The sequence below is a fragment of the Stenotrophomonas sp. KH_029 genome, assembly GCF_057839765.1.
Map to the genome: position 1 here is coordinate 3,934,674 of NZ_CM174498.1, position 23,138 is coordinate 3,957,811.

At 66.6% G+C, this 23,138-nt stretch carries 21 protein-coding genes; 10 read left to right on the forward strand and 11 right to left on the reverse strand.

Annotated elements, in window-relative coordinates:
• Nucleotides 1–2 precede the first annotated feature (2 nt).
• From AC3ITM_RS17690 to AC3ITM_RS17715, 6 genes are all read right to left on the reverse strand, one after another.
• Nucleotides 3–2,987 (reverse strand): type I restriction endonuclease subunit R, encoded by a 2,985-nt coding sequence (locus tag AC3ITM_RS17690; protein WP_489266897.1) that lies wholly within the window; start codon nt 2,985–2,987, stop codon nt 3–5.
• A gap of 152 nt (nt 2,988–3,139) precedes the next feature.
• Nucleotides 3,140–4,615 (reverse strand): anthranilate synthase component I, encoded by a 1,476-nt coding sequence (trpE, locus tag AC3ITM_RS17695; protein ID WP_489266899.1) that lies wholly within the window; start codon nt 4,613–4,615, stop codon nt 3,140–3,142.
• Between the two features lie 196 nt (nt 4,616–4,811).
• A complete protein-coding gene (yegS, locus tag AC3ITM_RS17700) occupies nt 4,812–5,771 on the reverse strand; it encodes a lipid kinase YegS (protein ID WP_489266901.1) in 960 nt (319 codons plus the stop codon).
• Between the two features lie 240 nt (nt 5,772–6,011).
• Nucleotides 6,012–6,494, reverse strand: a complete 483-nt coding sequence (locus AC3ITM_RS17705; protein ID WP_489270131.1) for a GNAT family N-acetyltransferase — start codon at nt 6,492–6,494, stop codon at nt 6,012–6,014.
• A 9-nt stretch (nt 6,495–6,503) separates the two neighbouring features.
• Nucleotides 6,504–7,181, reverse strand: a complete 678-nt coding sequence (gene rpe / locus AC3ITM_RS17710) for a ribulose-phosphate 3-epimerase (protein WP_489266903.1) — start codon at nt 7,179–7,181, stop codon at nt 6,504–6,506.
• Between the two features lie 42 nt (nt 7,182–7,223).
• Nucleotides 7,224–7,553 (reverse strand): J domain-containing protein, encoded by a 330-nt coding sequence (locus tag AC3ITM_RS17715; RefSeq protein WP_489266905.1) that lies wholly within the window; start codon nt 7,551–7,553, stop codon nt 7,224–7,226.
• Between the two features lie 143 nt (nt 7,554–7,696).
• On the opposite strand from AC3ITM_RS17715, the gene AC3ITM_RS17720 reads away from it, so the two are divergent.
• The 8 genes from AC3ITM_RS17720 (at nt 7,697) to AC3ITM_RS17755 (ending at nt 15,573) form a co-directional block, all read left to right on the forward strand.
• Nucleotides 7,697–8,623: a phosphoribosylaminoimidazolesuccinocarboxamide synthase gene (locus AC3ITM_RS17720; protein ID WP_489266907.1), complete on the forward strand. Its 927-nt coding sequence runs from the start codon at nt 7,697–7,699 to the stop codon at nt 8,621–8,623.
• A gap of 116 nt (nt 8,624–8,739) precedes the next feature.
• The gene (locus tag AC3ITM_RS17725; protein WP_489266909.1) at nt 8,740–9,219 is read left to right on the forward strand and encodes an Mpo1 family 2-hydroxy fatty acid dioxygenase; all 480 of its coding nucleotides are present in this window, start codon (nt 8,740–8,742) and stop codon (nt 9,217–9,219) included.
• Nucleotides 9,220–9,599: 380 nt separating this feature from the next.
• Entirely contained in the window at nt 9,600–12,428 is a 2,829-nt protein-coding gene (locus tag AC3ITM_RS17730; RefSeq protein ID WP_489266911.1) for a monovalent cation/H+ antiporter subunit A, read from the forward strand.
• Nucleotides 12,428–12,817 (forward strand): Na+/H+ antiporter subunit C, encoded by a 390-nt coding sequence (locus tag AC3ITM_RS17735; protein WP_137190617.1) that lies wholly within the window; start codon nt 12,428–12,430, stop codon nt 12,815–12,817. The genes AC3ITM_RS17730 and AC3ITM_RS17735 overlap by 1 nt, the downstream gene beginning before the upstream one ends.
• Nucleotides 12,814–14,349, forward strand: coding sequence for a monovalent cation/H+ antiporter subunit D (locus AC3ITM_RS17740; protein WP_489266913.1), 1,536 nt, complete (start codon nt 12,814–12,816; stop codon nt 14,347–14,349). The genes AC3ITM_RS17735 and AC3ITM_RS17740 overlap by 4 nt, the downstream gene beginning before the upstream one ends.
• A complete protein-coding gene (locus AC3ITM_RS17745) occupies nt 14,346–14,852 on the forward strand; it encodes a Na+/H+ antiporter subunit E (RefSeq protein ID WP_489266915.1) in 507 nt (168 codons plus the stop codon). The genes AC3ITM_RS17740 and AC3ITM_RS17745 overlap by 4 nt, the downstream gene beginning before the upstream one ends.
• Entirely contained in the window at nt 14,849–15,133 is a 285-nt protein-coding gene (locus tag AC3ITM_RS17750) for a K+/H+ antiporter subunit F (RefSeq protein ID WP_038685776.1), read from the forward strand. The genes AC3ITM_RS17745 and AC3ITM_RS17750 overlap by 4 nt, the downstream gene beginning before the upstream one ends.
• On the forward strand, nt 15,130–15,573 hold the full coding sequence (locus AC3ITM_RS17755; protein WP_489266917.1) for a Na+/H+ antiporter subunit G: 444 nt from the start codon (nt 15,130–15,132) through the stop codon (nt 15,571–15,573). The genes AC3ITM_RS17750 and AC3ITM_RS17755 overlap by 4 nt, the downstream gene beginning before the upstream one ends.
• Before the next feature lie 116 nt (nt 15,574–15,689).
• On the opposite strand, the gene AC3ITM_RS17760 is transcribed toward AC3ITM_RS17755, so the two are convergent.
• Together AC3ITM_RS17760 and AC3ITM_RS17765 are read right to left on the reverse strand one after the other, a co-directional pair.
• Entirely contained in the window at nt 15,690–16,640 is a 951-nt protein-coding gene (locus tag AC3ITM_RS17760; protein WP_489266919.1) for a sodium:calcium antiporter, read from the reverse strand.
• 74 nt (nt 16,641–16,714) lie between these two features.
• Nucleotides 16,715–17,332 (reverse strand): hypothetical protein, encoded by a 618-nt coding sequence (locus AC3ITM_RS17765; protein WP_489266921.1) that lies wholly within the window; start codon nt 17,330–17,332, stop codon nt 16,715–16,717.
• A 125-nt stretch (nt 17,333–17,457) separates the two neighbouring features.
• On the opposite strand from AC3ITM_RS17765, the gene AC3ITM_RS17770 reads away from it, so the two are divergent.
• The gene (locus tag AC3ITM_RS17770) at nt 17,458–17,994 is read left to right on the forward strand and encodes a hypothetical protein (protein ID WP_489266922.1); all 537 of its coding nucleotides are present in this window, start codon (nt 17,458–17,460) and stop codon (nt 17,992–17,994) included.
• Nucleotides 17,995–18,336: 342 nt separating this feature from the next.
• On the opposite strand, the gene hmgA is transcribed toward AC3ITM_RS17770, so the two are convergent.
• Nucleotides 18,337–19,638: a homogentisate 1,2-dioxygenase gene (hmgA, locus tag AC3ITM_RS17775; protein WP_489266923.1), complete on the reverse strand. Its 1,302-nt coding sequence runs from the start codon at nt 19,636–19,638 to the stop codon at nt 18,337–18,339.
• A gap of 88 nt (nt 19,639–19,726) precedes the next feature.
• A complete protein-coding gene (hppD, locus tag AC3ITM_RS17780; protein ID WP_489266925.1) occupies nt 19,727–20,842 on the reverse strand; it encodes a 4-hydroxyphenylpyruvate dioxygenase in 1,116 nt (371 codons plus the stop codon).
• Between the two features lie 129 nt (nt 20,843–20,971).
• Here hppD and AC3ITM_RS17785 point away from each other — a divergent pair, with 129 nt between their 5' ends.
• On the forward strand, nt 20,972–21,460 hold the full coding sequence (locus AC3ITM_RS17785; RefSeq protein WP_489266927.1) for a MarR family winged helix-turn-helix transcriptional regulator: 489 nt from the start codon (nt 20,972–20,974) through the stop codon (nt 21,458–21,460).
• A 70-nt stretch (nt 21,461–21,530) separates the two neighbouring features.
• Here the strand turns inward: AC3ITM_RS17785 and AC3ITM_RS17790 are convergent, their stop codons facing one another.
• Nucleotides 21,531–22,679, reverse strand: a complete 1,149-nt coding sequence (locus AC3ITM_RS17790; protein ID WP_489266929.1) for a hypothetical protein — start codon at nt 22,677–22,679, stop codon at nt 21,531–21,533.
• Nucleotides 22,680–23,138: the final 459 nt, after the last annotated feature.

A 23,138-nucleotide genomic window follows, 5' to 3' on the forward strand; every position in this document is an offset into this window, starting at 1 on the left:
CGTCATTCCTCGTAGGCCTTTAGCCCAGCGATCTCGCGCCGTCCAGCTCGCTTGCGCAGCAGTGGCAGCAGCTCCCGCATCAGCGCCAACTCCGCCTGTGTGCGAGCCTTCCAGCCCAGGTCCAGCGGCGCCAGCAGCTCCGTGAGTTGCTCACCATCAAAAATGCGACGCGCAAGGATCGCATCGACGAACGCCTGTAGGTCAGTAATCGGCAAGCCGTGCTTCCCGGATAGCGCGGCTAGTTCTTGCGCCGACTTCTCGGCCTTGAACTTTTCGTAACCAGCGCGGATGGTATCCTCACCCAGGCCTGCACCGGCCTTCAGCCCGCGCACGTAGTCGCTGATGTCCTCGCGCTCGTCGATAAATTTGGCATCGCTCGCGATCAGTCCGATCAACTGCTCGCGACTCATGCTGGCCTTGCCCGACGCCTTGCCGGAGTAGTCAGCGATCAACTTCATGATGTAGTCGTAATCAATAGTGCTGGAGGCAAACAGCACGAACTCGAAGTCGAGCTGCTCAACCTCGTTGCGCGTATCTTCATCCAGGCTGTATGGCTTCTTCTGGTCCGCACGCAGCTCCTCGGCCTTTTGCAGGTACTGGCCACGAAAACTACGCAGTTCGTCCTGGGGCAGGATGGCCTCGATATGCGCCTGCTGCTCGGCACTCAAGTCGGTGTATTGATCGAGCTGGGTCTGCAGCTTCTGCACTTCCTTGAAGTGCTTGACGAAAGCCACCTTGGCAGCCGCTCCCTTGAGGTTGGCGATGTCCTCAGGTTTGCCGCCCAACCCTTGCGAGGCGAGGAAGCTGTCGAGGCTGGCGCGCGCGTCCTTCAGCTTGTCGATGACCACCGGCGCGGCATCCACCAGCCATATCTCGCGGGCCTTGTCCGCTTTGGCGCCGGAGAACAGCGCGATGGCGGCATCCACTTCCTTCTGCTGGCCACGGAAGTCGAGGACGTTGCCGTAAGGCTTGGTGTCATTCAGCACGCGATTGGTACGACTGAACGCCTGAATCAGACCGTGGTACTTGAGGTTCTTATCCACATACAAGGTGTTGAGGTACTTGCTGTCGAAACCGGTGAGAAGCATGTCCACCACGATCACGATGTCCAGCTTTTCCCGGCCCTTGTTCGGCAGGTCGGCGTTGGAGAACTGCTGATCCTTAATGCGCTGTTGCACGTCCTGGTAATAGGCATCGAACTCTTCGATGCGGTGGTTGGTCCCGAAGCGCGCGTTGTAGTCGCCGATGATCGACTTGAGCGCAGCCTTCTTGGCATCCGGATCCTTCTTGTTGTCTTCCAGTTCCTGCGGCAGGTCTTCCTGCAACTGGCGCACATCCGCACTGACGTCGCTGGGCGGCGAGAACACGGCAGAGATGCTGAGCGGCGCGTATTCGGGATCAGCATCACGCTTGTCAGCCTGCGCGGTCTTGAACAGCCAAAAGTATTCGATCGCGTCGTTGATCGAGGTGGTGGCGAGGATGGCATTGAAGCGCCGTCCGCCGGTAACGGCATCGTGCTTGCTCAGGATGGCATCGACGACGGCGCGCTTGGCCAGCGTTGCACCTGACGTTGGAACGCTCTTCCCATCGGGCTTGTAGTACTCGACATGGAAGCGCAGAACGTTCCTGTCCTCGATGGCGTGGGTGATGGTGTATTCATGCAGGGACTGCTGGAACAGATCTTCGGTGGTCTTCAGCGCCTGCTCGTCGCCTTCAATGCGTTTATACCTGGCGTTTTCCTCGAAGATCGGCGTGCCGGTGAAGCCGAACAGCTGAGCCTTGGGGAAGAACTCCTTGATGGCTTGGTGGTTCTCACCGAACTGGGAGCGATGGCATTCATCGAAAATAAACACGACGCGCTGATCGCGCAGCGATTCCAGCCGCTGGCGATAGTCGGCGCGGGTCGAATCCAGCGCTCGGCCCAGCTTCTGGATGGTAGTAACGATGACCTTGTCGGCAGCATCGTCAGACACCAGGCGGCGCACCAGCGATTCGGTGTTGGTGTTTTCCTCGACACAGCCCTCCTGGAAGCGATTGAACTCCTCGCGGGTCTGACGATCCAGGTCCTTGCGATCCACCACGAACAGGCATTTCTCGATGTCGGGATTGGCCTTGAGCAGGATCGATGCCTTGAAACTGGTCAAGGTCTTGCCGCTGCCAGTGGTGTGCCAGATGTAGCCATTGCCGAGGTTCTTGTCGATGCATTCAATGATGTTCTTCACCGCGTAGATCTGATACGGCCGCATCATCAAGAGCTTCTGCTCGCTGGACACAAGCACCATGTATCGACTGATCATCTGCCCGAGCGTGCACTTGGGCAGGAAGGCATCAGCAAAGGCATCGAGACCAGTGATCTTGTCGTTGTCCGGCGCAGCGTACTGGTAGATCGGCAGAAAACGCTCGTCGGCGTTGAAACTGAAATGGCGCGCGTTGTTGTTTGCGAAGTAGTACGTTGCATCGCGATTGCTGACGATGAACAGCTGAATGAAACACAGCAGCGTACGCGCGTAACCATTGCCGGCGTCGTTCTTGTACTCGACGATCTGCTCGATGGCCCGACGCGGGTTGATGCCCAGCGTCTTCAGCTCTATCTGCACGGCGGGAACGCCATTGATCAGCAACAGCACGTCATACTGGCGATAGCTGTATTCGTTGTTGATGCGGAACTGGCTGGCCACTTCAAATGTGTTCTTGCACCAGTCGCCGATGTTGACCAAGGTGTAGTTCAGCGGCGTACCGTCGTCGCGGGTGAACGCGTTGCGGTGGCGGAGCGTGTGGGCGGCAGTAAAGACATCCGGGGTAATGACTTCCTCCAGCAACCGATGGAACTCGGCATCCGTCAGGCTTACCCGGTTCAGAGTCTCGAAGTGCTTTCGGAAGTTGTTCTCGAGCGCTGCGCGGTCACGGATGTCAGCGCGCAGGGTGTACTTGAGCTCACCAAGCTTCTCGATCAACTCCTGCTCGATGGTGCATTCCCTGACGCGCATGAGATACCTCGTTTTTTGGACGGTTGCCGCGCCATGAAGAGACGTTCGGCGAATATAGAGAAATCTTACCGGATGGGGCGCCCGGCAGGCTGAGACCGTACCCACCAAACTGAGCGCTTCCTCATAAGCCAAACTCCCCCTGTAAACAGGTATTACAGGCCCTTGGCGGCCTGGGCCACGGCGCGGAACAGCGCGCGGCCCTTGTTCATGGTCTCGTCCCATTCCTTGCCCGGGTCCGAGTCGTAGACGATGCCGGCGCCGGCCTGCACGTGCAGGCGGCCGTCCTTGATCACCGCGGTGCGGATCGCGATCGCGGTATCGGCATCGCCGTGCCAGCCGATGTAACCGATGCTGCCGGCGTAGACGTTGCGCTTGATCGGCTCCAGCTCGCGGATCACTTCCAGCGCGCGGATCTTGGGCGCGCCGCTGACGGTGCCGGCCGGGAACGTCGCGCGCAGCACATCGGCATAGCTCAGGCCCGGCTGAAGCTTGCCGGTCACTTCGCTGACGATATGCATGACGTGGCTGTAGCGCTCGATCACGAACTGCTCGCCCACTTCCACCGTGCCCGCCTTGGACACGCGGCCCGCATCGTTGCGGCCCAGGTCGATCAGCATCAGGTGCTCGGCGCGCTCCTTGGGATCGGCCAGCAGTTCGGCTTCCAGTGCGTTGTCTTCTTCCACCGTGGCGCCGCGCGGGCGGGTGCCGGCGATCGGACGCACGGTGACTTCGCCATCCTGGAGGCGTACCAGGATCTCGGGCGAGGAGCCCACGACCTGCACCTCACCGGTATCGAGGAAATACATGTACGGCGAGGGATTGAGTGCACGCAGCGCGCGGTACACATCCACCGGGCGCGCCTTGAACGGCACGCTCAGGCGCTGGCTCAGCACCACCTGGAAGATGTCGCCGGCGCGGATGTATTCCTTGGATTTGTCGACCGCGGCGATGAAGCCTTCGCGGGTGAAGCCGGAGACGAAATCGTTCTCGTCCAGCACATCGCGGGTGATCGGCGCGGGGTAGCCGGCGCCGGGGGCGCGCAGCTTGGCGACCAGCGCATCCAGCTTGGCCTGGGCGTCCTCCCATGCACCGGGCTGACCCGGGTCGGCATGCACGATCAGGTACAGACGGCCCTTGAGGTTGTCGAACACCGCCAGTTCTTCGGAGTGCAGCAGCAGGATGTCCGGCGTGCCCAGCTCGTCGCGGCCGCGCGGCGCGGCCAGGCGCGGTTCGATATAGCCGATGCACTCAAAGCCGAACCAGCCGACCAGGCCGCCGGTGAAGCCCGGCAGGCCGGCCAGCTTGGGCACCGAGTGGGCGCTGCGCAGCGCCTCGACCTCGGTGAACGGGTCGGCCACCTCACGGGTCTGGACCACCTGGCCCGATTCGCTGATCGTCAGGGTGTGGCCGTGGAAGGCATACACCCGGCGCGCCGGCAGGCCGATGATGGAATAGCGCCCGAAGCGTTCGCCGCCCTCGACCGATTCAAACAGATAGGTATGCGGGCCGTCGGCGAGCTTCAGATAGACCGAAAGCGGCGTATCCAGGTCGGACAGCACTTCGCGGACGACGGGGATGCGGGTGTGGCCTTCAGCGGCCTGCTGCTGGAACTGCTCGAACGTGATCAAGACGACTTTCCTTCCGGGAAACGGCGGTGGCGGGACGGACGACGGCAACAGGCCACCATCGCCACCAGCGGCGAGCGGAAGAAAGGGTATGCGGGGTCGTCAGAATGGACACCCGGCGACTGTACCGCATTGGCGGCACCGGATGGAACCCGGCGCCGGCCCTGCGGCCATGCCCGGCCGGGCGCGGGTGTGCCGGCTAGCCGGGCTGCAGCGCGGCGTCGGCCCGCGTGGCCGCCAGCAGCACGCTGTCGGCCGGCAGGTGCATGCGTACCCGGGCGGGCACGCAGGCGATGCGGAAACGACGCGCCTGCACCGGTTCGCCATCCAGGTTGAGGGTGATCGGCTGGGGCGCATCGATCTGCACCCACGCCGCCTGCATGCGCGTGGCCACCTGCTCCAGCGCGCCCTGCTTGCCGCCCTTGACCAGGGCGGCGAAAGTGGCGCCGACCTCGCCACTGAGGTCGGGAATCACGGTGATATCCAGCAGGCCATCGTCGACCAGTGCGTCCGGGCACAGCACCTGGCCACCGCCGGCCTGCCGGCCGTTGCCGACCCCCAGCGCGATGAAGCCACCTTCCCAGCTGAAACCCGGTGCCTGCAGGCGCGCCTGGATCGGATCGATCCGGCCCAGCCGCGAGATCCCGGTGATCAGGTAGGCCAGCCCGCCCAGCATCTTTTTCAGGCCCTCGTCGGTCTCCACCGTCACCTCGGTACCGAAGCCGCCGCTGGCCACGTTGGCGCACCACCAGTGCTTGCCGTCGGCATCGATATCGAGCAGGTCGACCGGGCGGGCCGCGGCGTGCTCGATCAGCGCCAGCGCCTGCAGCGGATCGTCCGGAATGCCGGCGGCGCTGGCGAAATCGTTGGCGGTACCCAGCGGCACCAGGCCCAGCGATGGCAGCGTGGCGGCATCTTCGTCGCGATGGGCCAGCGTCTGCGCCACTTCGCTCAGGGTGCCATCACCGCCGGCGGCGACGATGGTGTCCACGCCGTGTTCGATCGCCTCGGCCACATGGCGCTCAGCATCGCCGTCTTCCCAGGTCACCCGCACCTCCAGCTGCACGCCGCGCTCGCGCAGCGCGTGCACGGCGTCGCGCAGCGCGTCGTTGCCGGCAGACTTGCCGTTGAGGATCAGGCGCCAATGGGGACCACGCATGCCGCACTTCCAGTTCCAGGGGAAGCGCAGGCTAGCAGTGGCCGGCGTCGGGACGGGTGAACGTCATCAAAGCGTCATCGAGCGTGCGGAGAATGGAAGGCCATAGCAGGGACGACGGATGGAGGCAGGATCAGCCTCCGAGCATTCCCAGGGCCGCATCCGCAAGGGTGCGGCTTTTTTTTGCATTTCCCCAGCCTGCATCGACCAACGGTCGATGGCTACCGCCGGCGTACGGCTCTTTCAGCCCGCCGCGAACGCGCGCAGCGCCTCGCCTTCCATCCGGTATACCGTCCATTCGCTCTGCGGCTTCGCGCCGGCGGCTTGGTAGAACTGGATCGCCGGTTCGTTCCAGTCCAGCACCGACCACTCGAAACGACCGCAGTTTTCGGCCACGGCGATGCGCGCGATGTGCTGCAGCAGCGCCTTGCCGGCGCCGCTGCCGCGCTTTTCCGGGCTCACGTACAGGTCTTCCAGGTAGATGCCGTTGCGGCCCAGCCAGGTGGAATAGTTGTAGAAGTACACCGCATAGCCGATCGCTTCACCGCCGGCTTCGCAGATCAATGCATGCGCCTTGGCATCGGGCCCGAACAGGCTGGCGCGGATGCCGGCTTCGTCGGTCTGCACCGAGCTCTCGGCCTTTTCGTAGATCGCCAGCTCGCGGATGAAACGCAGGATCAGCGCCGCATCGTCGGCGCTGGCCACGCGGATGTTCACAGTAGCCACCGGCATGGCTCAGCCCCGCGCCTTGGCGACGTTGTGGCGCATCTGCACGATCACGTCCTGGTAGCTGACCGGCGCATTGAAGATCGCCGAGCCGGCCACGAAGGCGTCCGCGCCGGCGGCGGCGATCGCACCGATGTTGTCGGCCTTGACCCCGCCGTCGATCTCCAGGCGCACGTCGCGGCCGCTGGCATCGATCTTCTGACGCACCACGCGCAGCTTGTCCAGCGCCGAGGGGATGAAGGCCTGGCCGCCGAAACCAGGGTTGACCGACATCAGCAGCACCAGGTCCAGGTCGTCCAGCACCCAGTCCAGGATGTCCACCGGCGTGCCGGGGTTGAGCACCAGGCCCGGCTTGCAGCCCAGCGAGCGGATCAGCTGGATGGTGCGGTGCACATGGCGGCTGGCTTCGGGGTGGAAGCTGATGTAGGTGGCGCCGGCCTCGGCGAAGTCCGGGATGATGCGGTCCACCGGCTCGACCATCAGGTGCACGTCGATCGGCGCGGTCACCCCGTGCTTGCGCAACGCCTGGCAGACCAGCGGGCCGATCGTCAGGTTCGGCACGTAATGGTTGTCCATCACATCGAAATGCACCCAGTCGGCGCCGGCCGCGAGCACGTTGTCCACTTCCTCGCCCAGGCGGGCGAAATCGGCGGACAGGATGGAGGGAGCAATGATGCAGTTGGACATGACCGGGGCCTTCAGGATGTTGAAAGGGGGCGCCGCGCGGAATCAGCGCTTGCGCAGGGTCTTGATGCGGTCGTAGGCGGCATTGAGCTGGCGCGACTTGCGCTCGGCCTGCTGGCGCAGCTCCGGGGCGGCGCCGATGACCTTGTCGGGGTGGTACTGGGAGATGAGCCGGCGGTAGGCCAGGTCGACCTCGGCGTCGGTCGCCTCGGAGGTCAGCCCCAGCTCGCGGTAGGGGTTCTCCTTGTTCAGGCGGAACCAGTCGGCGTCGAAGGCATGCCCGATCAGCAGGCCGATCACGGCGCCAAACAGCGGATTGGGCCTGAACAGCAGGGCCCCGGCGATGAATCCGAGCAGTTTTCCGTACCAGCGCATGGTCGTCTGGGCGGCCGTGGCAACAAAGGAGCCTCATTTTACGTCACAGCGGGCCCAACCGGCTTTACACTAGGCCGCCCGCTGTCTGTGCGGGCCCTCCGGGTCCCCTGGACAGCTGTCATGACGAAGCCTCAGGAGTGCCCGTGCCGACCACGTTGTTGCAATCCGATCTCCCCGGCCTGCCCTTGCGCCATCGCGGCAAGGTGCGTGATGTTTTCGACATTCCGCGCGACCGGCTGCCCGCCGGCACACCGCCGGGGGACTACCTGCTGATGGTCGCGACCGACCGTCTGTCGGCCTTCGACGTGGTGCTGCCCGATCCGATCCCCGGCAAGGGCGAAATGCTCTGCCAGGTTTCCAATTTCTGGTTCGCCAAGACCGCGCACCTGATGCCCAACCATCTGACCGGCATCGACGTGGCCAGCGTGCTGCCCGACGGCGTGGACCCGGCGCTGTATGCCAGGCGCGCGGTGGTTACCCGCAGGCTCAAGCCGGTCCCGGTCGAGGCGATCGCCCGCGGCTACCTGATCGGCAGCGGCTGGAAGGACTACCAGCGCACCGGCAAGATCAGCGGCATCGACCTGCCCGACGGCCTGCGCCAGGCCGAGCAGCTGCCCGAGCCGATCTTCACCCCGTCGACCAAGGCGGCGGTCGGCGACCATGACGAGAACATCGATTTCGACGCGATGGTCAAGGCGGTGGGTGCGGACCTGGCCGAGCGCGTGCGCGATGCCACCCTGCGCATCTATACGTTCGCCGCCGAGTACGCGCGCGAACGCGGCATCATCCTGGCCGACACCAAGTTCGAGTTCGGTACCGATGCCGACGGCCGGCTGTACATCATGGACGAGATGCTGACCCCGGACTCCTCGCGCTACTGGCCGGCCGACGAGTACGCGGTGGGCACCAGCCCGCCCAGCTACGACAAGCAGTTCGTGCGCGATTACCTGGAGACGCTGGACTGGGGCAAGACCGCCCCGGGCCCGGCCATCCCGGCCGACATCATCGAACGCACCCGCGCCAAGTACGCCGAGGCACTGCAGCGGCTGGCGGGGATTGCGGTCGACTGACCGGCGCACCACCCCGGCCGCATGGCCGGGGTGGCAATGCCGGCAACCGCGCATGGCCGGGGCCCGGCCATGCGCGGGCAGGCGGCGTTATGCTGCTGCCAGTCCTGGGAGGGAACATGGCCACCACCGTCGCGCGTCCGATCGACCGCTATTTCGCCAGCTATTCCGACGATCACCGCAATGTGCTGAACCAGCGCATTCATGTGCTGGCGGTGCCGGCAATCCTGTGGTCGGTCATCGCCATGCTGTGGTGCCTGCCGCCGCTGATCACCTGGTTCCAGTACGGCATCTGGGCCGCGTTTGCGATGTTCAGCGCATGGTGCTTCTACAACCGGCTGTCACGCCCGCTGGGACTGGGCATGCTCGCCCTGTTCTTCGTCTCCGGCTGCCTGTGCCGGCTGCTGGAGGCCGAGATCGGCCTGCGCGCCCTGCTGTGGCTGGGTATCGGGGTGTTCGTAGTGGCCTGGGTGGCCCAGTTCATCGGCCACAAGTTCGAGGGCCGCAAGCCTAGCTTCCTCACCGACCTGACCTATCTGCTGATCGGCCCGGCCTGGGTAATGGCCAAGGTGTACCGCCGTCTGGGCTGGCGTTATTGATCGCTGGCGTTGCCGGGCGGCGCCCGGCACCGGGCGAATTTTTTCCTGAACGAAACCGATGCTCACCGGCCCGCGACGCCGCGGCGCCCAGCATCGCGGTGGGCACTGGCCGCCAGATCCGATTCGTTCATGTTCCTCGCCCCCGGCGGTAGCGCGCAGCCCCTGCCGCTGCTGGCCTGGCACGCCGCCCGGGAACCGGATTCGGCAAAGCCGCGTGGGCCTTTCCATACGGCTGCCGGCGGTCCCGGATGGGTCCGTTGCGGCAGGCTGGAAAGTGAATCACGCACGTTACATGCAATTGATGGCGTAATCGGGTGTATCCGCAGCAATTGACTGCCTGTTAGACTAAACGACCTGCTCGTGAATCCCGTATTCCCTGCATGAATCCTAGCCTGCTCCTGCTGCTCGCCCTGCCCTTCCTGATGGCAGTGGCGGTCGCCACATTCGGCCGCAGTTCCCGCGCCACGGCCGCCTGGCTGGCCGCAGCCGCCCCGCTGGGCGGGCTGGCGCTGCTGGCCACGATGACCCCCGGCATCCTCGATGGCGGGGTGGTGCGCAGTTTCGGGGACTGGTTGCCGCAGATCGGGCTGGCCTTCTCGCTGCGCCTGGACGGGCTGGCCTGGATGTTCGCCGGGATGGTGCTGGCCATCGGTGCGCTGGTGGTGATGTATGCCCACTACTACCTGAGCCCGCGCGACAGCGCACACCGCTTCTACTGCTACCTGCTGCTGTTCATGGGCGCCATGCTGGGCATGGTGCTGTCGGGCAACCTGCTGTTGCTGATGGTGTTCTGGGAAATGACCAGCATCAGCTCGTTCCTGCTGATCGGCTTCTGGTCGCACCGCCAGGACGCCCGCGAGGGCGCGCGGATGGCGCTGGTGGTAACCGGCGGCGGCGGCCTGGCCCTGCTCGGCGGCGTGCTGCTGATCGGCCGCATCGTCGGCAGCTTCGAACTGGACGTGGTGCTGGCCAGCGGGGATCTGATCCGTGCCAGTGCGCTGTACCCCTATGCGCTGTTCCTGGTACTGGCCGGCATCTTCACCAAGAGCGCGCAGTTCCCGTTCCACTTCTGGCTGCCGCAGGCGATGGCCGCGCCGACGCCGGTTTCGGCCTACCTGCATTCGGCGACGATGGTCAAAGCCGGCGTGTTCCTGCTGGCCCGGCTGCACCCGGCGCTGGCCGGCACCGACCTGTTCTTCTATACGGTGAGCGGGATCGGCGCGATCACCCTGCTGATCGGCGCCTGGAACGCGATCTTCCAGCATGACCTGAAGGGCCTGCTGGCCTATTCGACGATCTCCCACCTGGGCCTGATCACCATGCTGTTCGGGCTGTCCACGCCGATGGCGGTGGTGGCCGGTGTGTTCCATATCCTCAACCACGCCACCTTCAAGGCCTCGCTGTTCATGGCCGCCGGCATCATCGACCACGAGACCGGCACCCGCGACATGCGCAGGCTCGGCGGGCTGCGCCGGCTGATGCCGTTCACCAGCGCGCTGGCAATCATCGCCTCGCTGGCGATGGCCGGCATTCCGCTGCTCAACGGTTTCCTGTCCAAGGAAATGCTGTTCGCCGAAGCGCTCAGCGCCGGCGGCCCGGAAACGATGCGCCTGGCCATGTCCGTCGCCGCGCTGCTGGCCGGCGTGTTCGGCGTGGCCTACAGCCTGCGCTTCGTGCACGACACCTTCTTCGGCAAGGGGCCGCACGGGCTGGACCGGGTACCGCACGAGCCGCCGCGCTTCATGAAGGTGCCGGTGGAGATCCTGGTGGTGGTGTGCCTGGCGGTCGGCGTGGCCCCGGCCATTACGGTCGCCCCGGTGCTGCATGCGGCCGCCTCCTCGATCCTCGGCCCGGCGATGCCGGCCTACAGCCTGTCGGTGTGGCACGGTTTCAACACGCCGCTGATGATGAGCATCGCCGGCGTCGTGGGCGGCATCGCGCTGTACTTCGGGCTGCGCCGGCTGATCGACCTGCACGCGGTGGTGAGCCGTGCGATCGGCCGCAACATCTTCCACAAGCAGCTGGACCTGGTGTTCGGCTTCGCCCACCGGCTGACCCAGGCGCTGGCCAACGGCAGCCTGCAGCGCATGCTGATGGCGCTGGTGGTGGTGGCGATCATCGTCGCGCTGGCCCCGTTCGTGGCCAGCCCCGGCTCGCCGAACTGGCCCTCGCCGCAGCCGCTGCCGCTGCTGGGCTGGACGCTGTGGCTGGTGATGATGGCCTGCGCGGTCAGTGCGCTGTTCGTGTACCGGCAGCGCCTGCTGGCGGTGCTGGTGCTGGGCGGCGTGGGCCTGATGGTGTCGCTCACCTTCGTGTTCCTGTCCGCCCCGGACCTGGCGCTGACCCAGCTGCTGGTGGAAATGGTCACCCTGGTGCTGATGCTGCTGGGCATGAACTACCTGCCCGCCCAATCGGCGCCGGAGCATTCGCGCTGGCGCAAGCGCCGCGATGCGCTGATCGCGGTGATCGGCGGCGGTGGCCTGGCCGCCGCGGCCTATACCGCGATGACCCTGCCGCCCAACACCATGGCCGGCGAGCTGGTCGCGCGCGCCCTGCCCGAGGCGTATGGGCAGAACGTGGTCAACGTAATCCTGGTGGACTTCCGCGGCTTCGATACCTTCGGTGAGATCACCGTGTTCGGTATCGCGGCCCTGGTGGTGCACGCCATGTTGCGGCGCTCGCGGATGGCACCGGAGCAGATCATGCCGGGCCCGCCGATCAAGCTGCCGGTGCCGGCCGATCTGGCGCAGATCATGTTCCCGCTGACCCTCACCGTGTCGATCTTCCTGTTCCTGCGCGGCCACAACGCCCCCGGTGGCGGCTTCATCGCCGGCCTGGTGCTGGCCGTGCCGCTGCTGATCCAGTACGTGATCCAGGGCACCACCTCGGTGGAATCGCGCTTCGGCTTCGACTACATCCGCTGCATCGGCGCCGGCCTGCTGATCGCCATCGTCAGCGGTAGTGCGTCGATGCTGTTCGGGGTGCCGTTCCTGACCAGCGGCCACCTGGACCTGCATATCCCGCTCATTGGCGAGGTTCCGCTGGCCAGCGCCATCGGCTTCGATACCGGCGTGTACCTGGTGGTATTCGGCGGCGCGATGCTGATCCTGTCGATGATGGGCACCATCAAGCCGTCGCGTACGCGCAATGCCCGCAAGGGCGAGATCGATCCCAACCGTCGTTCGGCAAAAACCGGGGAGATGCACTGATGGAACTGGCCCTGGCAAGCGCCATCGGCGTGCTGAGCGCGATCGGCATCTACCTGCTGCTGCGCGCGCGTACCTTCGACGTCATCCTGGGCATGACCTTCCTGTCCTACGCCACCAACCTGCTGATCTTCGCCGGTGGCCGGCTGGTATCGGGCAAGGCGCCGGTGCTGCGCGAGGGCATCGACAGCGACCTGGGCAACTACACCGACCCGTTGCCGCAGGCACTGGTGCTGACCGCGATCGTGATTGCCTTTGCGATGACCGCAGTGAGCATCGTGCTGGCCATGCGCAGCCGCAGCGACAACCACAGCGACCACGTCGACGCGCATGAGGAAGAGCAGGACACCGCGCCGGCCGATACCGCGCCGGGCCGGGAGGGCGGCGCATGAACCATGCGGTGATCCTGCCCATCCTGATCCCGTTGTTCGGTGCGGCCTGTTCGCTGTTCGTCGAGCACCGCCGGTATGGCCCCAAGGTGCAGCGCACGGTGGCGTGGACCACGCTGGCCGCGCTGGCCGCCGCTGTAGCGCTGCTGTTCGCGCAGACCGCCGATGGCAGCATCGCGGTGTACCTGCTGGGCGACTGGCCGTCGCGGCTGGGCATTGCACTGGTGGCCGACCGGCTGTCGGCGTGGATGCTGGTGACCACGCTGCTGCTGGCCATCCCGTGCCTGCTGCATGCGTGCTCGGGCTGGGACCGGCGCGCGCCCCACTTCCATGCGCTGTTCCAGTTCCAGCTGGTGGGCCTCAACGGCGCCTTCCTCACCGGCGACATCTTCAACCTGTTCGTGTTCTTCGAGGTGATGCTGATTGCCTCCTACGGCCTGCTGCTCAGCGGCGGGCGCGGCCTGCGCATGCGCATCGGCCTGCACTACGTGGTGTTCAACGTCACCGCCTCGACCCTGTTCCTGATCGCGCTCGGCCTGCTGTATGCCGCGCTGGGTTCGCTCAACATGGCCGAGCTGTCCCAGCGCATCGCCGCGCTGCCGCCCAGCCACCTGGTGCTGGTCAAGGCCACCATGGGGCTGTTGCTGCTGGTGTTCTGCAGCAAGGCTGCGCTGATGCCGCTGTACCTGTGGCTGCCCGAAGCCTATGCGCGCGCACCGGCGGCGGTGGCCGCGCTGTTTGCGATCATGACCAAGGTCGGCCTGTATGCGGTGCTGCGGGTGAGTTCGCTGTGGTTCGGCGAAGGCGCCGGGGCGATGGCCGGCTATGGCAGCGACTGGCTGCTGTGGGCCGGGTTGGCCACGCTGGTGCTGGGCGGGCTGGGCGTACTGGCCGCCGCGCGGCTGCGGGTGATGATCTCCTACCTGGTGCTGGTTTCGGCGGCCACGCTGTTCATCGCCTTCGCGGTGCGCACCCCGCAGGTGTTGTCGGCCGGCCTGTACTACCTGCCGCACAGCACCTTCGTGGCCGCCGCGCTGTTCCTGGTGGCCGACCTGATCCGCCGCCGCCGCGGCGGGGCCAGCGACAGAAAGGAAATCATCGCACCGATGCCGGGCAAGCAGACCCCGGCGGTGCTGTTCCTGATCGGTGCGGTGGCCGTGGCCGGCCTGCCGCCGCTGTCCGGCTTCCTGGCCAAGGCCGCGCTGCTGGCCGGGATGCCGGCGCAGTACACCGCCGTGGTCTGGACCGCGGTGCTGGGCAGCAGCCTGATGGTGATCGTCGGCATCACCCGCGCCGGCATCCGCCTGTTCTGGCGCGTGCCGATTGTCGAAGAAGACGCGCCCAAACCGCGCAAGGCCCCCACGCGCACCGTGGAACTGTTCGCCGCCGGCCTGCTGCTCAGCTATGGCATCGCCATGAGCGTGTTTGCCGGGCCGCTGATGCAGCACACCGATGCGATGGCCCGGCAGTTGCTGCACCCGCAGGAGTATGTCGGCCCGTTGCGCGCGGCCACCCCGGAGATCCGCCAGCCATGAGCCCCAAGCCTTCGCTGTACAAGCGCGTGATCCCCTCGCCGTCGCTGAGCGTGACGGTGCTGGTGTTCTGGCTGCTGATGTCCGACAGCTTCACCGTCGGCCAGTTCGTGCTGGGCATGCTGCTGGGCCTGGTGGTGCCGCTGTTCGCCGCCAGGCTGGACCGCGAGTTCGCGCGGATCGGTTCGCTCCGGCCGCTGCCCAAGCTGATCTGCGTGACCCTGTGGGACATCCTGGTGTCCAACATCCGCGTGGCGCTCCAGGTCCTGGGCCCGGAGCGGCGCATCCACCCCGGCTTCATCTGGCTGCCGCTGGACATCGCCAACATCCATGGCATCGCCGCACTGACCAGCATGATCACCCTGACCCCGGGCACGGTCTCGGCGGCGCTGTCCGACGACCGGCGCTACCTGCTGGTGCACGTGCTGCACCTGGACGACCCGGACGAACTGGTCCGGCAGATCAAGCAACGTTACGAAGCCCCGCTGATGGAGATCTTCCCATGACCGGTTACACCTTCATCCAGACCACCATGGTGGTGTGCATGCACGTGGTCGGGCTGGCCATGCTGCTGGCCACCTGGCGCCTGCTGCGCGGCCCGACCGTGCCCGACCGCATCCTGGCCCTGGACACCCTGTCGGTGACGGCCATCGCCGAGCTGATGCTGTTCGGCATGTACCTCAACTCGGCGGTGTATTTCGAGGCGGCGCTGATCATCGCCATGCTCGGCTTCGGCAGCACCGTGGTGCTGAGCAAGTTCGTGCTGCGCCGGGACATCGTGGAATGATCACCTTCATCCAGATCGTGCTGTCGATCCTGCTGCTGTTCGGCTGCTTCTTCATCCTGGTCGGCGCGCTCGGCCTGGTGAAGCTATCCACGTTCTTCAAGCGCCTGCATGCGCCGACCAAGGCCAGCACGCTGGGCGTGGGCTGCGTGCTGGTGGGATCGGTCTGCTACCACATCTTCCTCGGCCAGGACCCGCAGCCGCGCGAACTGCTGATCACCGTGTTCCTGTTCATCACCGCGCCGATCAGCGCGCACATGATGGCCAAGGCGGCGCTGTCGCTGATGATGGAAACGCGGCCGAGCCTGCCGGGGCATGAGACCGCCAGGGAAGAGCAGTTGCCGCCGCCGTTGCCGCGCACGATGACAGAGCGGCGCGATGACGACGAACGCGTCGCCACGCGTCCGGATCCAACCGTCCCCCCGGAACAAAAGCGCCAATAGTTGACGAAAGACGGTAGAGCCACGCTATGCGTGGCTTGGCGGTGCCAACCGAAGAGCAGCCACGCGTGAACCCTGTTACGTATCGGCGCGGTGGGCCTCGGGGGCGCGGCGTGCCCCTACCCGATCAGCGCAAGCTCCAGCGCAATCCACGCCAGGAACGCCACCAACAGGATCCCGCCCTCGCGGCGGCTGATGGTCAGGTCGCCGCGCAGCATCGGGTACAGCACCAGCACGAACGCCACCGCTGCCGGCAGTTCCAGCTTCACGAACGACGCCGGCAGCGCCAGCGGCCGCAAGGCGGCCATGCCACCGATCACCACCAGCAGGTTGAACAGGCTCGAGCCGATCACATGGCCCAGCACCATGTCGCCCTGCCCGCGCCGCGCCGCCGCGATCGCCGCGGCCACTTCCGGCAATGCCGTGCCGATCGCCACCGGCAGCAGGCCCACCAGCAACGGCGACCACCCCAGCCCTGCGCCCAGTTGCGGTGCGGCCTGTACGATCCAGCGCGCGCCGTAGTACAGGGCCACCGCGGCGAACAGCAGCCGCACCACGTTGAGGAACAGCCCGGTGCGGGTCATCGCATAGCCGGCGACCGCCTCCTGCACGGTCTCCGCTTCGCGCCGCGCGTGGCACAGCACATAGCCCAGCATCAGCACGAAACCCAACAGCAGCACGCCGCCTTCCCAGCGCGCGACCACCCCGTCCAGGCCGAACGCGATCAGTGCCAGGCTGGCCACCGCCAGCATCACCAGCAGCGGCGACAGCAGCCGCATGCGCACCAGCAGCGGCGCGGCCAGCGCGGCCATGCCCAGGGTCAACCCCAGGTTGACGATATTGCTGCCCACCGCGTTGCCCAGCGCCAGCTCCCCGGCGCCGACCACGAACGCACGGGCGTTGACCACCAGCTCCGGCAGCGAGGTACCGAAGGCGACCAGCAGCAGGCCGGCCACGAACGGCGATGCGCCCACGCGCTGCGCCAGCCCCGAGGCGGCCTTGACGATGGAGTCCCCGCCCAGGGCCAGCAGCAGCAATCCCAGCACGAACCAAGCAGTGGCAGCGATCATCGGTGTATCCCCGGTGGCAAGCATGTGCCGATTCTAGAGGGTCGTGCCGGGCTTTGCCCGGCCGCCCGGCGATCTCAGGAGCAGCCTTCCACGTAGTCCACCTGCGGCGTCTGGCCGACCCGCCAGGCAGTGACCGTACCGTCGCCGCCGATCTCGAAGTTGATCAGCGCCCCGCCGTCGGTGGCCGCGCGCACGCGCAGGTTGTGGCCCTTTTCATCGTACTTGTGCGGGGTGACATCGCCGCGGTCCGGGTACAGGGTCTGCAGCTGCCCCAGCGACATCCCGACCTTGCCGCCGCCGGGGGCAACGATGCGGTCATTGCGCACGTCGTAGCGGACCAGGCGCTTGCCTTCGATCATGAACACCACGTCCCCGGCCTGTGCGCCCTGCGGACGCAGCGCGTGGCAGTAGTCGTCGGGAACCTCGCCCTGCAGCGGCGCCTTCCAGGCCGTGCGCACCTGCTCCAGCGTGCTGCCCAGGGCCAGCGGCCCATAACCGTCGAGCCGGGCCGGCCCTGCGCTGGCGGCCTCGGCGGCAGGTGCCGGCGCAGCGCCCGCGGCCACCGGCGGCGCCGGGTCGGACGGCGCCGGCACGGCGGCCTCGGCGTCCTTGGATGGGGTTTCCACCGTGCGGTCGCAGCCGCCCAAAGCCAGCACCATGCCCAGTGCCACAACGCTCGCCAGCTGCTTCATAGGGTGTTCTCCGGTCAGTGGGCAAAGCCTAGCGCGAACCGCGTGCATTGGCTGCATGGGGCACTGTCATCGCGGTTTCACGTGCCACGTTCAGGCTCGGCCTGCACCGCATCGACCCCACGCCCATGCAACCGCGCAAGACCGACCTCGCCCGCACTGCCCTGCAGGCCCACCGTGCGCCGCTGGACATGCGCCAGCGCCGGCTGCTGATCCTGTGCGATGGCCAGCGCGACCTGGCGCAATTGACCTCGTTGGTCGGCACGGAGGCGTCGGCGATGGTGATCCAGCTGATCCAGGCCGGTTACCTGGTGTCGACCCCGGCGGCACCGGCACCGGCACCGACGCCCGCGCCACGGCCACGCACCGACCCGGTACCGGCTGCGACGATGGCTGCCCCGGTCACCGAACGCCGGCGCTCGCTGGTAGCCGCGCGGATCTACCTGCTGGGCATCCTCGAACTGCAACGGCACCCGCACGCCGCCGCGCTGCTGCATGCGCTGCAGCAGGCGCGCAGCGACGAGGCGGTGATTGCCGGCCTGCACACCGCGCTGGACGCGCTGCCGGCACTCACCTCGCCCGGCTATGCCGAACGGGTGCGGCAACGCCTGCTGGAAGTGCTGCCGAAGGAATGCGTGGACCGGTTCCAGCAGGTGCTGGCGTAAGCCGAGGCGGCGCGGCTTCCTGGCAGGGTCGGATCCCGATCGATTGCCGGTAGCAGTGATCGATGCGATCAACGCATGGACGCTGCCGCGAACCGTATGACCACGTTCGGTTTCCCTGCGTCATCGGGTGATGCGGCGGCAGCGGCAGTCGATTGGCATCCGACCCTACCGGCCTCGCGGTACGCCGGTAGGGTCGGATCCCGATCGACTGCCGGTAGCAGTGATCGATGCGATCAACGCATGGACGCTGCCGCGAGCCGTATGATCGCGTTCGGTTTCCCTGCGTCACCGGGTGATGCGGCGGCAGCGGCAGTCGATTGGCATCCGACCCTACCGGCGATGTCACGCCTTGAAGTTCGCCTTCAGGCCCTGCCAGCAGTGCTGGTAGTTGCGCTGCCGGTGCGCGGCGTCCATCGCCTGGGCGGTGGGGCGGATCACCGCGCGGGTTTCGAACATGAAGGCCATGGTGTCCTTGACCACGTCCGGTCGGGACAGGTCGGCCGCCGAGGCTTTCTCGAACGTGGCCGCATCCGGGCCGTGCCCGCTCATGCAGTTGTGCAGCGAGGCACCGCCGGGCACGAAGCCTTCGGCCTTGGCGTCGTAGGCACCGTGGATCAGGCCCATGAACTCGCTGGCGATGTTGCGGTGGAACCACGGCGGGCGGAAGGTGTCCTGCGCCACCAGCCAGCGCGGCGGGAAGATCGCAAAGTCCATGTTGCTGGTGCCGGGCGTGTCGCTGGGCGAATGCAGCACCAGGAAGATCGATGGGTCGGGGTGGTCGTGGCTGATCGAGCCGATCGTGTTGAACCGGCGCAGGTCGTAACGATACGGCGCGTAGTTGCCATGCCAGGCCACCACATCCAGCGGCGAATGGTCGATGTCGGCGCGCCACAAGCGGCCACCGAACTTGGCGACCAGTTCGAAGGCACCCTCGCGCTGCTCGAAGGCGGCCTGCGGGGTTTCGAAATCGCGCGGGTTGGCCAGGCCGTTGGAACCGATCGGCCCCAGGTCGGGCAGCTTCAGCAGCGCACCGAAGTTTTCGCAGACATAGCCGCGTGCGTGTCCATCCGGCAGCTCGACGGCAAAGCGCACGCCGCGCGGGATCACCGCCACCTGCTGCGGTTCGATCTCGATCACGCCCATTTCGGTGAGCAGGCGCAGCCGGCCCAGCTGCGGCACGATCAGCAGCTCGCCATCGGCGTTGTAGAAATAACGGCCCTGCATGTCGGCGGTGGCCGCGTACAGGTGGATGCCCACGCCATGGTGGGCATCGGGCGATCCGTTGCCGCCCACGGTGTACAGGCCATCGATGAAATCGGTGGGCGTGGCCGGCAGCGGCAGTGGGTCCCAGCGCAGCTGGTTGGGCGACACGCTGCCGGCGGCGAAGTCGCCGTGCAGCTGCGGCTGCGCATACGCGCTGAATTCCCCATGCACCACCGCCGGGCGGATCCGGTACAGCCAGCTACGTCGGTTGCTGCCGCGCGGGGCGGTAAAGGCCGTGCCCGACAGCTGTTCGGCGTACAGGCCGTGGGCCACCCGCTGCGGCGAGTTGCGGCCCACCGGCAGTGCGCCGGGTACCGCCTCGGTGGCGAACTCATTGCCGAAACCGGTCTGGTAGCCGCGCGAAGCGATCGAGGTACTCATCTGTGCGTGTCCTGGCGGGGAAACGGGGTGTGGCGCCGGAGGGAACCCGGCGCCGCCGTCGGGGCGGCGGTGGCCGGCCCTGACAACGTTACAGCACGCCGCGCTTGATCTGGTCGCGTTCGATGCTCTCAAACAGCGCGGTGAAGTTGCCTTCGCCGAAACCTTCATTGCCCTTGCGCTGGATGATCTCGAAGAAGATCGGGCCGACGCTGTTGGTGGTGAAGATCTGCAGCAGCTTGCGCTGGTGGGTTTCCGGATCGGCGTCGATCAGGATCTTGTTCCGGGCCAGCCGCGCCACGTCTTCGCCGTGGTTGGGCACGCGCATGTCGATCACCTCGAAATAGGTGTCCGGGGTATCCAGGAACTCCACGCCCTGCGCGCGCATGGCCTCGACGGTGTCGTAGATGTTCTCGGTGAAACAGGCGATGTGCTGGATGCCCTCGCCCTTGTAGGCGTCCAGGTATTCGTTGATCTGGCTCTTGGGATCGGACGATTCGTTGAGCGGGATGCGCACGATGCCGTCCGGCGCGGTCATCGCCTTGGACACCAGGCCGGTCTTCAGGCCCTTGATGTCGAAGTAGCGGATCTCGCGGAAGTTGAACAGGCGCTCGTAGTAATCCGACCACTGCTGCATGTTGCCGAAGTACAGGTTGTGGGTCAGGTGGTCGATGAAGGTCAGGCCAAAGCCGGTCGGGTGCTGGTTGACCCCTTCGATCGGTGCGTAGTCGGCGTCGAACAGGCTGCCGTCCGCGCCGTAGCGGTCCACCAGGTACAGCATGCAGTCGCCGATGCCCTTGATCACCGGGGCCGGCACGGCCTTGCTGTCGGCCTTGAAGTCGACCACTTCGGCACCGTTGCCCAACGCCATCTGCAGCACCTCCTCGCCCGGCTTCTTGAAGCGGATCGCAAAGCCGCAGGCGCACGGGCCGTGCTTTTCGGCAAAGTCCGAAGCGAACGAATCGGGCTCCTCGTTGACCAGGAAATTGACCGCACCCTGGCGGTAGACGGTGATCGCGCGCCGCTTGTGGCGCAGCACCGCGGTGAAGCCCATCTTGCGGAAATAGGTGTGCAGTTCGCCGCCACGTCCGGCCGGGGCGGCGAATTCGACGAACTCGAAACCGTCGATGCCCATCGGGTTTTCGAAGGTGGTGACCTGCATGCCCGGGTTGGGGGCGTGGGAGGTGGTGCTCGGCTGGCTGGTCATGATGTGGCTCCAAGGCAAATCCGCATCGGAAAAAACCAGGTGCGGGAGACGGGCAGACCCGCGAGAATGCGGAGTCCGGAACTAAGGTTTATAGTTTCACATGAAACCACCATCAAGGTGCACCGCAGCATGAGCCCGCCCGATCCCAGCAGCAGCATCCGCGCATCGCACGCCCTGCTCGACCTGGAACAGTTCCTGCCGTATCGGCTGAGCGTGCTGTCCAACCGGGTCAGCGGCAATATCGCCAAGCTGTACGGCGACCGTTACGGGCTGGCGATTCCCGAATGGCGGGTGATCACCATCCTGGCGCTGTACCCGGGCTCGTCGGCCAGCGAGGTCTCAGACCGCACTGCGATGGACAAGGTGGCGGTCAGCCGCGCCGTGGCCCGGCTATTGGAGCGCGGTTTCATCCGGCGTGAAACCCATGGCGACGACCGCCGCCGGTCGGTGCTGGCGCTGTCGGCGGCCGGTTTCGAGGTGTATGAAACCATCGCCCCGCTGGTGATCGAGATCACCCGCAAGCTGATGTCGGTGCTCAGCGAGGAAGAGGAGCAGATGCTGGAGACGCTGATCCTGCGCCTGGCCGGGGAAGGCCTGCAGAAAATGGATGAGGCATGATCCAACGGCGTACCCACCAACGGTGGGTACCTACCCATTCCGGTAGGCGACGACCGTTGGTCGTCGCACTTCAGCTGAGATGTTTTCGCCGCGCGTGCACCCACGGCGCGGCCAGCGCGCCGATGGCGCCGCCGGCGAAGCCGAGCGAGGCGGCCACGGCGGCCGCTTCGATGGCATTGGGCAGGGCCAGTGCGGCCAGCACCAGCAGGGCCGAGGGCAAGCCGATGAAGGTGGCCATGAAGTAGCCCCAGCGCGGTGCCCAGGTACCTACCTGGAGCAGGCTGACCGGCATCCAGGTTTCGGCCGAGGCATCCTGCTTCACCTTGGCCGCCACCTTGACCAGGTCCACTTCGGCCGGCCCCTTGCCGGCGCGGGCGGCGGCCAGCATCTGCGCCACTTCGTCCACGGCGGGGAACGAGGACGGCCAGGACGCCGGCGCCACCACGCCATAGGCGGTCAACAACGGCACGCTGATCCACGGCGCCAACAGCGGCCGCAGCTTGCGCCGGTCCAGCACGCACCAGACCTGGCTGACGCCGTGCGCCACCACGCTGTACAGCGCCAACTGGGCCGGCGCCGGGTACGGCAGCATGTTCACCCGCGCGGCCATGCTGTCGTAGCCCATCTGGCGCAGGAAGCCTGGGCGGGTGCGTCCTTCGTGCGCCCAGGCCAGGCCAAGCGCGCCGACCAGGTAGGCTTCGGCCGGGTCCTTGGCCCCGGCGCTGGCGCGGTCGTCGCTGGCCAGGAAGAACGCCAGCGATTTGGGCTCGTCCACGTCGTCGCGGCCCCAGCGCCCGGTGTCGCCCAGCACGTGCCTGAGCGGCAGCCGCGCCGGCGCGGTGTCGGCCTTGGCGGCGTTGTGCAGGAACGGCAGCACCGACAGCACGAGGCCCTGCAGGTCCACCGCGCGCAGGCCACTGCCCTGCCAGTCGGCCGGCAGCAGCCCGGCCAGGGCCGGGTTGCGCGCGAGCAGGTCCAGCTGCGCCTTCTGGTCGACCAGCTTCTGCACGGCGGCCTTGAGCAGCACGTTGTCCGGCACGGCCACCAGCGGCAGCCGGTAGCGGATCGCGCCGGGGGCGGGGGTATCGGCCGCCGCGTCGCTGCCCGGCGCATCGGGCGCGCCGAGGTCGTCGAGCAGTACCTCCACCGGCGGCAGGCTCACGCCGGCCGGTGCATCGAGGGGGGTTTCAGAGCTGCTGTCGCTGGTGCCCGGCTGCATGCGTATCCATCCGTCGGTTGCCTGCCACGAACAACGCGGCATGAGGTCCTTGGAGGTAGCGGCAGGGGCAGCAGGAAATGAAGGGGTGCCCGGGTAGATCCACGCCATGCGTGGATACCGCGCGCAGCGCGGCACAGCGACGGAATGCCAGAACCGCCACGCATGGCGTGGCCCTACCCTCCGCGTCAGGCCGACGGGCACCCCCAACCATCAGACAAAAAAAAGGTTCTTCGCCGATGTCCGGGGCTACAGCCCACCCGGTGGGCCCGGCCGTTGTCCGGTTGTTGCCGCTGCTGTTTCCGCTTCGCGGATAACGTCAAAAGCGTTTCGTGCCCCTGCGGGGCGCGAGTTACTTTCTGATGGCGCACATCCCTGTGCGCCACCCTACGGGCCAGCTACGCTGTTCCGCGCCGCTCCTGCGGCGCTGGTGTTCGTGCTCGTGCTCGTGCTCGTGCTCGT

What these genes read in the sequence shown, in the direction of transcription:
- AC3ITM_RS17690 (WP_489266897.1), bottom strand. Translation starts at nt 2,987, where the DNA reads ATGCGCGTCAGGGAATGCACCATCGAGCAGGAGTTGATCGAGAAGCTT.
- yegS (WP_489266901.1), bottom strand. Translation starts at nt 5,771, where the DNA reads ATGCGTGGTCCCCATTGGCGCCTGATCCTCAACGGCAAGTCTGCCGGC.
- rpe (WP_489266903.1), bottom strand. Translation starts at nt 7,181, where the DNA reads ATGTCCAACTGCATCATTGCTCCCTCCATCCTGTCCGCCGATTTCGCC.
- AC3ITM_RS17715 (WP_489266905.1), bottom strand. Translation starts at nt 7,553, where the DNA reads ATGCGCTGGTACGGAAAACTGCTCGGATTCATCGCCGGGGCCCTGCTG.
- AC3ITM_RS17725 (WP_489266909.1), top strand. Translation starts at nt 8,740, where the DNA reads ATGGCCACCACCGTCGCGCGTCCGATCGACCGCTATTTCGCCAGCTAT.
- AC3ITM_RS17730 (WP_489266911.1), top strand. Translation starts at nt 9,600, where the DNA reads ATGAATCCTAGCCTGCTCCTGCTGCTCGCCCTGCCCTTCCTGATGGCA.
- AC3ITM_RS17735 (WP_137190617.1), top strand. Translation starts at nt 12,428, where the DNA reads ATGGAACTGGCCCTGGCAAGCGCCATCGGCGTGCTGAGCGCGATCGGC.
- AC3ITM_RS17740 (WP_489266913.1), top strand. Translation starts at nt 12,814, where the DNA reads ATGAACCATGCGGTGATCCTGCCCATCCTGATCCCGTTGTTCGGTGCG.
- AC3ITM_RS17745 (WP_489266915.1), top strand. Translation starts at nt 14,346, where the DNA reads ATGAGCCCCAAGCCTTCGCTGTACAAGCGCGTGATCCCCTCGCCGTCG.
- AC3ITM_RS17750 (WP_038685776.1), top strand. Translation starts at nt 14,849, where the DNA reads ATGACCGGTTACACCTTCATCCAGACCACCATGGTGGTGTGCATGCAC.
- AC3ITM_RS17755 (WP_489266917.1), top strand. Translation starts at nt 15,130, where the DNA reads ATGATCACCTTCATCCAGATCGTGCTGTCGATCCTGCTGCTGTTCGGC.
- AC3ITM_RS17760 (WP_489266919.1), bottom strand. Translation starts at nt 16,640, where the DNA reads ATGATCGCTGCCACTGCTTGGTTCGTGCTGGGATTGCTGCTGCTGGCC.
- AC3ITM_RS17765 (WP_489266921.1), bottom strand. Translation starts at nt 17,332, where the DNA reads ATGAAGCAGCTGGCGAGCGTTGTGGCACTGGGCATGGTGCTGGCTTTG.
- AC3ITM_RS17770 (WP_489266922.1), top strand. Translation starts at nt 17,458, where the DNA reads ATGCAACCGCGCAAGACCGACCTCGCCCGCACTGCCCTGCAGGCCCAC.
- hmgA (WP_489266923.1), bottom strand. Translation starts at nt 19,638, where the DNA reads ATGAGTACCTCGATCGCTTCGCGCGGCTACCAGACCGGTTTCGGCAAT.
- hppD (WP_489266925.1), bottom strand. Translation starts at nt 20,842, where the DNA reads ATGACCAGCCAGCCGAGCACCACCTCCCACGCCCCCAACCCGGGCATG.
- AC3ITM_RS17785 (WP_489266927.1), top strand. Translation starts at nt 20,972, where the DNA reads ATGAGCCCGCCCGATCCCAGCAGCAGCATCCGCGCATCGCACGCCCTG.
- AC3ITM_RS17790 (WP_489266929.1), bottom strand. Translation starts at nt 22,679, where the DNA reads ATGCAGCCGGGCACCAGCGACAGCAGCTCTGAAACCCCCCTCGATGCA.